A 12,604-nucleotide genomic window follows, 5' to 3' on the forward strand; every position below is an offset into this window, starting at 1 on the left:
CTATAACTTCCAGAGTATTTTTATTATCAAGGTTTCTAGAAAATTAAAAACCAAATAAGCAATCAACGGCGAAAAATCTATCATTCCAGTGTTTATCCCAAGCCTGTCTATCATCCTTTGAAAAGGATCTAACAAGGGATCCGTAAGCTGATAAATAATATTTACTGCTTTATTATATGGACTTACCCTTATCCATGATAATGCTATTCTTATAAACATGAGAATATAAATTATGCTAAAAAACTTGCCCACTGACCAAATAAGTATCTGCTTCAAACAATATCACTCACAATCCTCTATTTTAACCAATCCATGAATTTTTCAAAATCAAAGCCCTCTTCACCAATATCTCCGATGCTCCCCATTATATCTACATTTGATGGGGCTGCAATGACAATACCATTAGATACTTTCTGTATGGTTCCATCAATAGCATATACCGCGCCGCTTACAAAATCCACCATTCTTCTGGCTATGTCTTTGTCAAGATTCTCAAAGTTTATAACTATCGGCTTTTTGTTCTTCAAATTATCGCATATATCCTGTACATCATCATAATTGGTAGGTTCAATAAGGACTAATTTCATCTGCCCCCCACCTGTCGGCATATTCACGATATTGCTTTTTCTGACAGGCTCCAAAACAGGTTTTTGAACGACATTCTCTGCTTCTTCCATTTCTTCGGCGTTTTCTCCAATTCCCATAAAATATAAAACCTTGCTCATTATCTTTCCTGCCATATGTAAACCTCCTATAAATTATAAATTCGTTTTCCAAATATTCCTGTGCCTACTCTGATCATATTAGAGCCTTCTTCTAAAGCTATCTTGTAATCATTTGTCATGCCCATAGATAGGAACTTCATCTCAATATTGCCGTAATCCCGCTTAGATAGTTCATCATATTTGCTTTTAAGGTTTCTAAATATAGATCTTGCCTCCTCGGCATCTTCAAAATACGGTGCGATGGTCATTAATCCCTGTACCCTTATGCTATCCAGCTTTGAAGCATATTCAATATAGCTGTCAAGCTCTTCTATGCCGATACCAAACTTAGTATCTTCGCGGGCTACATTTATCTGTATCAATATATTGGCGATGGTTTCAGCCTTCTTCGCCCTTTTGTTTATTTCATCCATCAGACTCAAGCTGTCAACAGAATGAATAAGCTTCACTTTATCTATTATATATTTTACCTTATTTGATTGTAAATGCCCAATTAAGTGAAAATTGGAAAGTTCCTTTAAATCTTCGTACTTGTCCATTATTTCCTGAACTTTATTTTCACCGATATCATTTATACCTGATGCTATAGCTTCCTTTATTCTCATGATGCCAATGGTCTTTGTCACTGCTATCAAAGTTATTTCATCATAATTCATCCCTTTTTTATTGCAAATTTCTTTTATTTCATTTTTTATTATTTCAATGTTTTCACTGATCGAATTCAACTATGCTCCTCCTTCTCATAAGACCCTTTGATTTGGCCTGACTTTATTAGTACTTTTTACAACCTCATCAAATATTTTTATGACACCGCTGCTTTGCGTTATGGCTCCTTCTTTATTTTCTGCATTTTTTATAAGAGCAAAGCCATTTTCAACAGATATGACATCAACAGCTACAAACCTTACCATTCCTTCTTTCATAATATAAACACCCTTCTGCTTTTCCAGCTCTACAATACATTTCTCACTTACTAAAAAGCCTTCATACTCGTGAGTAATAACTCTGACATCAGTCAGTCTTGTATTATAAAAGCTTTTAATGCTGTCGGTAATCTCGAAAGAAACCAATACTTCTCCATCAGTCGATTCTGATATATATTTAACCTTTGCTCTTACGGGTCCATTTTGATAATCCTTAAAATCAAGCTTAACTTTGCTGCCTTCTTTTAAACCATTAAGCTGTTTTTCTTCAACAACCGTACATAAAAACCAGGTAAAGTTGTCTATAACCTTCAATCCTTTAAGCTTTTCATCTTTATTTTTTACACTTACCAAAGAATTGATCAGGCTCTTGATATCTTCAATACTGAATTTAGATATATTCCCTGGATTTAGGTTCTGCTCTAAACCATCTAAACTAAAACTCACTATTCCGGTACTGTTGGCAATTATTGTATCCATATTATTGTTATACAATTCTTCTAACTGGTTTTTTTCTTTGTTCAATTGCTCTAAGTTTCTCCCTGAAAAACTATTTTCCCCGGATATCAAAGATTTTTTATATAAATCTGATGATAACTCGCTTTTAACCTCTGATATTTTCTCTAAATCACCTTCATCAGATAGTTTTTTTATGTAATCAACTTTTTCAGCTATGCTGCTATTCAGCTTTTCATCATCTTTTTGAAAAAGCTTATTCTCATTATTGCTGTTTTCTATTTCCTTGATACGCTCATTTAATTTATTGATTCTGACCTGCAAATCATCTTGAAGCTCTTCACCTTTCACTATCTCTGCAAGCTTCTTGCCAAAAGGCACCCTTTCTCCTTCCTTTACCTTGTATTTTACCTCAGCGTCTCCTGTAAAATTATAAGTCCACTCATTTCTTATTATAAGCCCTTTAGCATCAAAGGAATTATCCATCCCACCATATTTTATGATCTCAGTATCAATATTCAAAAAAACATATCTAAAAATATAAGACGCAATAATGACTAAAAATAATGCGGGAAAAATATAAAGTGAAGAAACTTTCTTTCTTTTTTTCATTTTTATTACTCCTATAGGCTTAATGTAATGGTTCACATAACCTCCTAATATATTTCTCCATTTTATTTTTATATCCTTCAAAAAAAAATTAAATAATAAATTTAATCCCATAATACTAAATAAAAATAGTTTTTGAAATATGTCTTGAAATTTAAGCAAGTGTATGATATATTTTTATATGTGGTTTTCATCTGGGTGTGGCGCAGCTTGGTAGCGCGCTTGAATGGGGTTCAAGAGGTCGCAGGTTCAATTCCTGTCACCCAGACCATTATTGAAAGTTATAAGCCTGTAATCGCAATGATTACAGGCTTGTTTGTTTCCGACTTAAAATAAGCAAAACCTGAAGCATTTAAGCAATTATGTTTTAAAGCATTAAGCGGCAGATGTTGATTTTTCCGTTTTTCCCTTTTTAGCAATTGCCAGCAGCAGGCCAAGAGCGATGGATAAAAATGCTGAAACCAGGACTCTATATTGGCCCGGCAGCAGAAACACTACAGTATGAGCAGGTATCCAGAAAAAAGGGCAAGTTTTGAGCCAGCTGAATTGAACAAGAGATTGCCAGTCATTTTTTTCTACCAGCTCGCTGAGTCCAACTTTACTCCTGCTTTTCTCGTATACAGCATCGATGTACATATCTGTAAATCTGTGAAATGCCATCATCATAGGACCGAATGTAAGGTTCATAATGGCACTCCCGAAAAATGCTTGTGCTAAATTTGAACCTTTAAGCGGAAGCCTTCCCGATGCCTGGGCAGCTGCAGTACCTCCCATGTATACCGTAAATACCAATGTAACCATAAGTCCAATGATCCCCCATATTATAACCCTATAAAAAAGGCCCTTCGGGATAATCCATTTTCCTTTTAGAACTCTTGCTCCCAATAAATCTCCCATAGTTGCTAATATAGCAAATTTAATAAAGCCTCCTATGTAGGGATGTGCATCACTAGCAGAAATAAATGCCGCACGTGTACCCGGCACTACCAAAACTACTATCCATATCAATAGGGCAAGTCCCCATAAAAAGTCACCTTTCTTCATTCTTATTCCCTCCCAGAAAAATTATATGCTCATCTGAGCAATGATCTTACAAAAATACTTCCGGCTCGCGCCTAAAAATAAAGTTGATCTCCAATTCCTCCTTATGGTGCAGATAATCCGGGTCATCAAAATATTTAGCTTGATTTGGACACTTCTTTATACAGGCACAGCATTTTATACAAATCCCCTTAAAATTTGATACTTCATCAAAGCTGATGGAACCCATGGGGCAAACCTTAGCGCACAATTTACAGCTTGTACAATTGCTGCTTGTCTTTGGAGTGACCTTTCTGATATCAACAGGTTGACCCGTTTTGTCTCTGGGCATGTAATATGGCCTATAGGGCCTTTGCCCTGGAACATCATGCTTCTCAGCATGGGATTTATTCGCCAGCTTGAATGCTATTTTGTCAGCAAATCCATTGATAATCTCTAAATCTTGACTGTCAGGCCTGTTTTTAGCAAGTATATCAGAAAAAGCATGCTCACCTATGAAAGCTCCTGAAGCAACGGTATTAAAACCTTTTGACTCCAGTATATCTTTTAATTCTATGAGAGCATCATCATAATTTCGATTTCCGTACACCACCATAGGTATAGACAATGCTCCATTGCCTTCAATTGATTTGAGGTACTTCAACAATATATTCGGAACTCTTCCGGCATAAACAGGAATTCCTATAATAACTATTTCATCATAGCTAAAAGATATAGACTCCTTCCTGACCTGCGGTAATGTAAAATCAACATATTTAATCATTGCTCTATTTTGTAATTTCTCTGATATTTTATCGGCTAAACAACATACTGCCTTTCTAGTTGTGCCGGTCGCACTAAAATACATTGCATTGATTTTAAATTCCATTGAACCGCTCCCCTCAAAATATTTCAATACAATTTCGCCAGGATACAGATGTTCTTATATATTCAAAAATTGTATAAGGCTGTTCTTTTCATTATATCAAAAAAACAGCCTTATAGTGCCTTGCTAAAATAATTGTATAGATTTAGAACATATATCTACAGATCCGAAAAGAAATATTGAGAAAAGCCTGGACTTAGCATTTCAATTTCATTGATTTTCTTTCTTAACACTTCTATATAATAGTCATATACAAAACCTTTGGCATCATACTTCCAACAAGTCGTATAAGCTTCCTTGTCCAGCATCCTCAAGCCGCTGAAATGAAAGAATATAAGCCTGAAATCATTTATATATATGATGCCGTCCATTACTTTTATATCATATAGTTTTTGATTCCAGGGAGCAGTATTCATACCTGGATGTTTCAAATAGTATACATTTTTATAAAGCCTTTTTAGCTTATCAAGATGCCCTTGATCTCCGAAATTGCCATTATCATTATATGCATAACACCAACTAATGCATTGTTCCTTCCACCAGTTTAGAGCCTCCAGTCCGTTTTTATCCCTCCTGAAGCAAACAAATCCTCCGTTTGCCTTTTCATTTATCTTATGAGTGGTTAGTATTACCGACCATCTTTTTATTCTTTTAATCAACACCATGGGATCTGCAAAGAAATAAATATCCCCATCTGCATATATAATTTGATCAATGGTGCAATAATTATCAAAAATATAGAGCAATGCAACGGGCTTAAGCGTCCAGCAATATTCGTTTTGTTTTCTCTCATTCTTTATACCCTTTAATACCGCTTCTTCCGGTTCAGAGAAATCAATAATATTGGTTCCATGGAGCTCCATTTTCTTTAATATAAAATAAGAGTCTTTATCTACACAAAAAATAAACAACTGTGCCTTTATATTGCTCTTCATCATAGATTCGTACAATGCTAAAATATGATGAACCCTTGATTTAGAAGTCAGTGAACAAATAGCCGTATCCATCTCATTAATCCTTTTAATCCTTATTTATATATTTTTAGATGAGTGTAGATTTACTTCCTTCGATCTTCATATAATTGCTTGCTGAATTCACATTATAGCTTTCCGGCAGAAATTTTGACAATTCTTCTCCTTGCCTTTTTATCAAGCTCATTCCCTTTAAAATGCTTTTAATATACGGTCTATAAATTATTTCTCTAATTTCTTCATTCAACTTCGGATAATCCCATTTCCATAAATCTAATTCGCTTTCACTGATAATAAAAAAACTGCTGAAATGAAAAAAGATAAGGATATCTTCATCAAGATAAACTTTTTCCTCTTTGAGCTCAAGTTTGCGGTTTTCAATATTCCACATTGCTGCATTTGCGACCAAGGGTTTTGCTATAAAAATCCTAGCATGCTTTCTGGGGATCACCTCTAAGTATTTCTGATCTGCAAATCTATTTGGAATCACTTGGTCATAGCACCATTCAACACATTTTGCCTCCCACCAATTCAAAATGTTCAAAGCCCTGATACTGTTTTTAAAGCCAATTATTCCTGCATTATATTTTCCTTTTTGCTTATTCAGATGTAAAAATTTATCCGAAAAGTTATGACAGGTGAGCAAAGCATCATTCTTTACCAATTGCTGAAAAAGCATTGATGGTTCTGAAAATAGATAAGTATCTGCATCCGTATAGATTATTGAATCAATGCCCCTATTGTGTTTGATTATAAACTTTATAAAGCTGGCTTTCACTGTCCAGCAATATTCAGTTATGCTCCTGTTGTTTTTCGCATTCAAAAGAAAATTGTTTTCTACAGACGCTATATCAATAATCGTTGTATTAGCGAGGTTTATTTTTCGCATTACGTCATAAGATGCATTATCCATCGCGCATATCCATAGATGAAAGCCATTACGGCTATGCCTGCATATAGAATCATAAAGAGCCAGGCTCTTTATGAAATATTCCTTTGATACTATGGTGCAATAATTATTGATTGTTTCATTCATGCACTAAGTCTCCATTTAATCTATAATAATTTTTATATATACATCCTTGAAGGCCTGCGCCCTTAAAAAGATTACTCTTAAATTTATTTACATAGTTGATCATCTGTTTATAGCTATTGACATAAGGTATATACAGCAGCTTCACCACATCTTCCTGCAGTTCAATGTAGGTGCATAATTCAAACTCTTCAGCATTCAAAGGTTTAAATCCGCTATAATGATAGAATATTAGCTTTTTGCCGTCTACATATATATCATCATTAAGCTTCTTTACCATACATCCTTGGATATTCCATGGCGTCACATTTATTTCAGTGTTTTTGCTGACTCTGATCCAGCCGGGGTTTCCATGTATTTTATTAAGATACATCTGATCGCTCCACTTCCCCTTATGGACTTTATCGTAACACCATTCAATGCATTTTCTCCTGTACCAGTTTATAAATCCAACGGCATTTTTGTCTCTTCTTAGGCCTATTAGCCCTGTATTATAAACCCCATAAACATTATTAAGCTTTATATTATTTCCTTTAAATCGCTCTCTGGTCAATAAAACCGAGCACAAGCTCAATTCACTGAATATTGGTTCCGGACTTGAATAGAATATTATATCACTATCCAACCATAAAATATGATCCAGTTCAGAATAATTATTGAACAAGTATAAGAATATCGAAGCCTTTGAAGTCCATGCATACTCTTTTTCATTTCTTCCTGCCTTTACGGAAGCAAGCTTGCGGTCCTGGCCTTCCACAGCCTTTATATGAATAAATACAGCCTTTTCCTGCAAGATTTTTTCCAGTAAATCTTTAACCTCATCCTGCATGCATATAAAAAACATTTTAAAGTCCATATCATATTTCTTTATAGAATCGTAAAGCATCAATCCTTTATGGAGATAATCTTTGCTTACAATTGTGCAATAATAATGCATGCTTTTAACTTCCTTTCTGCTAAAGTCTAATATAAGGTATGAAAAACAGCTTGTGTGAGTTACGATTTATAAGCCGGAAATTCCAATAAATTACCAACTTATAATGGTTAAGTTTATTCATTTTCTAAAACCTATGCCTATATACTTGACTCCGAAAAGCTTAGCCTTATCATGATCCAATGCCCTGCAGCAATCAAAAACAGCAGGAGCTTTCATAAATTTTACATATTCACTAAAGGGTATATCTGTTATGATCTTCCAATCCGTCATCAATATTGCTGCATCAGTTCCTGCAAGGGCTTCCCTATAGTCATTGAAGAATTCCAGCCCGTCACAGCCCAATAATTCCTTTTTTGCTTTTTCCACTGCTGCCGGATCATAACATTTAAGCTTTGCTCCTGCTTCCATCAGCTCCTTTATCAGCTTGATGGACTGTGATTCTCTCACATCATCGGTGTTTGCCTTGAAAGCCAGGCCAAGGATAGCTATTGTCTTATCTTCGATTCTTAACAGTTCCTTCTTCAGAGTGCATAATATTCTTCCAACCTGCAATTCGTTTACAGCTATTACAGATTTGAGTATTTTAGGGTCATAACCGATTTTGACGGAAAAGGATATCAATGACTTTATATCTTTGGGGAAGCAGCTCCCCCCAAAACCGCGGCCCGGCTTTAAATACTTCGTTGCATCGGGTTTGATAAGCTCGCCTCTCACTTTAGGAGTGAAACGTTTATCCAGTCCCACGCTTTCCATAACCTTTAAAGCATCAATGCCACCTGCTTCTTCAGAAATCGCAGCAATTTCATTTGAAAAGGATATCAAAGTTGCAAGCAGAGAATTCGAGGCATACTTTATCATTTCTGCCGTTCTGGGATTTACTTTTATTATTGGCGCATCAAAATGATATTGATATATATTTTTAAAAACTTCATAGCTCTTCTCATCAATAGCGCCTATGATTATCCTATCAGGATTCAAAAAGTCCTGTACCGCTTCACCTTCCTTTAAAAATTCCGGATTCATTACAAGGCCGAAATCTCCCAGTTCTTTGCCCGAAGCCTGCTTTAATATAGGCAGTACTATAGTATCTGTGGTTGTTGGCACTACTGTGCTTTTTATGCATACAACGTGATAGTCCTTTTTGTTTTTCAAAATGGCTCCCACTTCATATACAGCTTTTTTTATATATGTCAAAGCTATTTGACCTCCTATATAAGGAGTTCCGACAGCTATTATTGTTATTTCAGAGTCCATGACCGCTTGGCTTAAATCTGCAGTAGCTTTTAACTCATCATTCTTTATTACATGTGCCAGCATGCTATCAAGCTGCTGCTCGTAGATAGGGGATACCCCGCGGCTTATGCTGTCTATTATGCGCTGCTGCTTATCTACGCAAAACACCTTATGGCCTTTATAGGCTAAACAAACACCTGTTACCAGCCCCACATATCCTGTACCAATTATTGATATGTTCATATATAATTAACCACCCGCAAATATTTATATTATATAGCTCTGCATTGGAGATATCATTTATTACATGCTAATACAGTTTATCCCTTATCTCTTTCCAATTTTGGCAGATGCTCACATAATCCTTATAGGTGTCTATAGAAGCCCAGATGCCTTTATGCAAATATACTGCCAGCTGTCTATCCTTAACAAGCTTTACCAGTGATTCTTCCTCGAATACGCATTTACCTCCATCATCGTTTATATAATCAAAAATCTCTTTATTCATAACAAAAAATCCGCCATTTTGAATCTGGCCTGTTTCAGGCTTTTCGGCAAACTCATATGCAATTCCGTCATTTACTTGAAGCATACCGTACGGGCTCCTTGATATCACACCTGTCATAGTCGCTATCTTGTTCTTGCTTCGATGATAATTCAGCAGAGCATTAATATCAACGTTTGCTATACCATCTCCATAGGTCAGCATGAATTCTTCTTCTTCAATGTATGGCTGGACTCTTTTTATTCTGCTGCCGGTCATCGTGTCTTCGCCTGTATCTATGAAGGTTATTCTCCACTTCTCCGGCTCTCTTAGAAGCTTTATGCTAAATTCGCTTCCTGTATTATCAAATATGCAATCGCTGTTTTTCCATTTATCATGAAAAAAGTATTCCTTTATTTGATGCCCTCTATATCCAATAGGAAGAATGAAATCATTGAACCCAAAGCTATAGTAAATTTTCATTATATGCCAGACAATGGGATAACCTCCTATGCTTATTAAGGATTTGGGCATATCCTCTGTCATCTCCTTAATCCTGGTACCCTTGCCCCCGCAAAGTATTACTACCTTTATAATACTCACCTCCGGCTGCTTCTATCTCCTACTTCAGAATATGCTTTTCCAACTTTTTTTGCTACTGTTATTAATCTTGTCCTTTACACGAATTGGTTATGTCTATTATTGAAAGAGGCTTCATTCAGGGGAAATTCAAAGCCGCTCATCCTATTCTTTCAGAACCGGGATAAGCGGCCTGGAGCTATCAAGCTTTAACCAGCTATTATTCAAGAATTTCCAACCTGTATGTGTCATCATCCGCCGGATCATACTGTTTAGTAGCAACAACTAATATTATAAGCTCCTTTTCCTTCTCATTTTTGAACGCATGAGCTATAAACGGATGCACTGCAATTACAAGGTTATCCTTCTCATCTACTTCAAGCTCATCATAAAAGCCCGTATTAATATTTTTAACTGCAACTTTAGCAGTACCATGAACCACAAAGAAGTACTCAATATTCAGCTTATGATAGTGATTTCCCCTTACTGAATCTTTAAAGCTATATAATATATAAACCTCTTCCAATTGGCTGTGCTCTTCAGCAAAGCCTTTTTTATAGATCTTTTTTAGATAACCCCTCTCATCCTCAAAGGGCTTTATTTTTATCAAATCGAAACCTTCCACAAATAATCTTCCTTTACAAATTACTCATCAAATGCTACAGTTATTCATATACCATCTCTTAAGCCTTCTCAATCCTTCATCAATCGATATACGAGGGTTATAATCAATAAGGCTCCTAGATTTGCTTAAATCTGGACAGCGTCTTTGAGGATTATCTGTCAGATAGTCATGATCTTTGCTCTTAATATAATCAATAGTAATATTGCCCACTATGCCGGCGATTTTTTGTGCAAGCTCATAAATCGATATCTCTTCTTCATCATTTCCAATATTAAATGCTTCTCCATTATAATCGGACAGCAATGCCTTTATAAACCCGCTTACGGCGTCACTGATATAACAAAAACTCCTCTTTGGAGTTCCATCACTTAACACTTCAATTCTGCCCTGGTTGATCGCATCATTAAAAAAGTCAGGTATTACCCTTTTATCATCCAGCCTTAATCCAGGCCCATATATGTTGAACGGTCTTACAATTTTTACAGGCAATCCATACTGCTTATAATAATTTATGCACAGAGTTTCGCCCAATCTCTTCGATTCATCATAACATGCTCTGGGGCCTATACAAGACACATTACCATTATAGGTTTCTTTTGTAGGTATATTATCCGGTGATGGATCTCCGTAAATTTCACTGGTTGAAAAGAAAAGTATGCTTTTTACCTCTTTAGCCTTAGATAAATCCAGTAAATTTTTCAAGCCCCAGACATTTGTTTCTATTGTTTCAATAGGATACTTCCTATAGTAAGTAGGGGAAGCGATGCTTGCAGTATGAATCACATAATCAATATCCCCGGCAATCTCAAAAGGCTTTGAAACATCCATCGCTAAGAATGAGAAGTTATCATTGCCTTCCAGATGTTTAATTCTGGCCTGTGACCCGGTCTTGTAATTTTCAATACAAATTATATTTGCAGGTTTATCAAAAGCATTTCTATTGCAATAATCTATGAAATCGAGAAGGTATGCTCCTATAAAGCCTCCTCCTCCTGTTATAAGCATTTTTTTGCCTTCAAGCAGCTTGAATACCGCCTTAACATCCTCACTTATTGCAATGACGTCTTCAAGAATTATTTTATTTATGCACAATTTATCTACCCCGCTTTTCATAATAACGGTAATTTTCCTTATACCAGCTAACAGTACTTTTTATACCATCCTCTATTGATATTTTAGGTTTCCACCCTAGGATACTGTTTATCTTCTCTACATTTGGCAGGGGATTCCATAAGTCATTTTTTCTTTGCTCTAGTACGCCGTAGTTTATCTTTGCTGCACCATTAACTTCTTTAATGATTAAATCAACATAATATTTTAATGGCTGAGTAAACCCATTACCGATATTAAAGATTTCGCTTTTTATTTGTTGAGCCTGTGCAGCTATTAAAAATCCATCTATAATGTTTTCTACATAGCAGTAATCTCTATATTGCTCGCAGGAAGTGAGATTTATCTCCCCATTACTTAGTGCCGATAAGATAACTTGGGGAAAAAACTTATGGCTGCCTTCTTTTTCACCAAAAACACCAAAGGGTATTATTGTAGCGATATCTATCCCTAAATCAGCAGCCAGCTGGTGTGCTACAATTGTTGCGGCAGCTTTTGTGCTTCCATATATGTTGCTTGGGGTATAGCTTGAATCTTCATCAACTTTTCCTTCTTTATTTCCATATTGCATACTTGTTCCGGTATTGATGAACCTTGGACAGCCTGCTTTGCCTGCTGAAATCAGTATGTTTACAGTGCCGAGCAAATTGGAATTTATTGCATTAAAGGCGTCTTTCTGTCTGGAATCAACGCCATAAGCTGCCATGTGAAAGATAACATCCGGCTTTATTTTCTTTACACATTCATATAAACAGGTAAAGTCTCTTATATCAGCATTAAATATCCTTATGTTCTTTAGATGCTCTTCAATCCTCCATAGATCGGAGCTTTCACGGACAATTACGGATAAATCCGCATTCTGGCTTATCATTCTGCCCGCAATATGGGATCCCAAAAAGCCATTTGCCCCTGTAATCAATACTCTTTTCCCATCGAAATATCTTGTCAAATAAAACTCCTCCAAATAATATACATAGCCCATTTGATGCCTTAATTCAAAGTATGATCATTAT

14 protein-coding genes and 1 tRNA gene are annotated in these 12,604 nt (G+C 35.8%); 1 reads left to right on the plus strand and 14 read right to left on the minus strand.

Features of this window, described 5'->3' with window-relative positions; all coding sequences use genetic code 11:
* The 4 genes from LJD61_RS20640 to LJD61_RS00795 are packed head-to-tail and all read right to left on the minus strand — an operon-like array spanning position 1 to position 2,716.
* The gene (locus LJD61_RS20640; protein ID WP_255225996.1) at positions 1 to 252 is read right to left on the minus strand and encodes a YggT family protein; all 252 of its coding nucleotides are present in this window, start codon (positions 250 to 252) and stop codon (positions 1 to 3) included.
* A 44-nt stretch (positions 253 to 296) separates the two neighbouring features.
* Positions 297 to 740 carry a cell division protein SepF gene (locus tag LJD61_RS00785; RefSeq protein WP_255225593.1) on the minus strand — a complete coding sequence of 148 codons (444 nt, stop codon included), beginning with the start codon at positions 738 to 740 and terminating at the stop codon, positions 297 to 299.
* Positions 741 to 751: 11 nt separating this feature from the next.
* Positions 752 to 1,450, minus strand: coding sequence for a YggS family pyridoxal phosphate-dependent enzyme (locus LJD61_RS00790; protein ID WP_255225594.1), 699 nt, complete (start codon positions 1,448 to 1,450; stop codon positions 752 to 754).
* Positions 1,451 to 1,465: 15 nt separating this feature from the next.
* A complete protein-coding gene (locus LJD61_RS00795; protein ID WP_255225595.1) occupies positions 1,466 to 2,716 on the minus strand; it encodes an HlyD family efflux transporter periplasmic adaptor subunit in 1,251 nt (416 codons plus the stop codon).
* Between the two features lie 191 nt (positions 2,717 to 2,907).
* Here LJD61_RS00795 and LJD61_RS00800 point away from each other — a divergent pair.
* A tRNA-Pro gene (locus LJD61_RS00800) sits at positions 2,908 to 2,984 on the plus strand.
* 104 nt (positions 2,985 to 3,088) lie between these two features.
* On the opposite strand, the gene LJD61_RS00805 is transcribed toward LJD61_RS00800, so the two are convergent.
* The 10 genes from LJD61_RS00805 to LJD61_RS00850 form a co-directional block, all read right to left on the minus strand.
* Positions 3,089 to 3,757: a hypothetical protein gene (locus tag LJD61_RS00805; protein ID WP_255225596.1), complete on the minus strand. Its 669-nt coding sequence runs from the start codon at positions 3,755 to 3,757 to the stop codon at positions 3,089 to 3,091.
* Positions 3,758 to 3,803: 46 nt separating this feature from the next.
* Positions 3,804 to 4,622: an EFR1 family ferrodoxin gene (locus LJD61_RS00810; RefSeq protein WP_255225597.1), complete on the minus strand. Its 819-nt coding sequence runs from the start codon at positions 4,620 to 4,622 to the stop codon at positions 3,804 to 3,806.
* A 155-nt stretch (positions 4,623 to 4,777) separates the two neighbouring features.
* On the minus strand, positions 4,778 to 5,626 hold the full coding sequence (locus tag LJD61_RS00815) for a hypothetical protein (RefSeq protein WP_255225598.1): 849 nt from the start codon (positions 5,624 to 5,626) through the stop codon (positions 4,778 to 4,780).
* A 34-nt stretch (positions 5,627 to 5,660) separates the two neighbouring features.
* A complete protein-coding gene (locus tag LJD61_RS00820; RefSeq protein ID WP_255225599.1) occupies positions 5,661 to 6,626 on the minus strand; it encodes a putative nucleotide-diphospho-sugar transferase in 966 nt (321 codons plus the stop codon).
* Complete coding sequence (locus LJD61_RS00825; RefSeq protein WP_255225600.1) at positions 6,619 to 7,560, minus strand: hypothetical protein; 942 nt, start codon at positions 7,558 to 7,560, stop codon at positions 6,619 to 6,621. The genes LJD61_RS00820 and LJD61_RS00825 overlap by 8 nt, the downstream gene beginning before the upstream one ends.
* A gap of 117 nt (positions 7,561 to 7,677) precedes the next feature.
* Positions 7,678 to 9,036: a UDP-glucose dehydrogenase family protein gene (locus tag LJD61_RS00830; RefSeq protein WP_255225601.1), complete on the minus strand. Its 1,359-nt coding sequence runs from the start codon at positions 9,034 to 9,036 to the stop codon at positions 7,678 to 7,680.
* Between the two features lie 67 nt (positions 9,037 to 9,103).
* Complete coding sequence (locus LJD61_RS00835; protein WP_408614664.1) at positions 9,104 to 9,871, minus strand: sugar phosphate nucleotidyltransferase; 768 nt, start codon at positions 9,869 to 9,871, stop codon at positions 9,104 to 9,106.
* Between the two features lie 205 nt (positions 9,872 to 10,076).
* A complete protein-coding gene (locus LJD61_RS00840; RefSeq protein ID WP_255225603.1) occupies positions 10,077 to 10,481 on the minus strand; it encodes a polysaccharide biosynthesis C-terminal domain-containing protein in 405 nt (134 codons plus the stop codon).
* A gap of 27 nt (positions 10,482 to 10,508) precedes the next feature.
* Positions 10,509 to 11,573, minus strand: a complete 1,065-nt coding sequence (locus LJD61_RS00845) for an NAD-dependent epimerase/dehydratase family protein (protein WP_255225604.1) — start codon at positions 11,571 to 11,573, stop codon at positions 10,509 to 10,511.
* Position 11,574: 1 nt separating this feature from the next.
* The gene (locus LJD61_RS00850; RefSeq protein ID WP_255225605.1) at positions 11,575 to 12,573 is read right to left on the minus strand and encodes an NAD-dependent epimerase/dehydratase family protein; all 999 of its coding nucleotides are present in this window, start codon (positions 12,571 to 12,573) and stop codon (positions 11,575 to 11,577) included.
* Positions 12,574 to 12,604 lie beyond the last annotated feature (31 nt).

This window comes from Lutispora saccharofermentans, assembly GCF_024363565.1.
GTDB lineage: Bacteria > Bacillota > Clostridia > Lutisporales > Lutisporaceae > Lutispora > Lutispora saccharofermentans.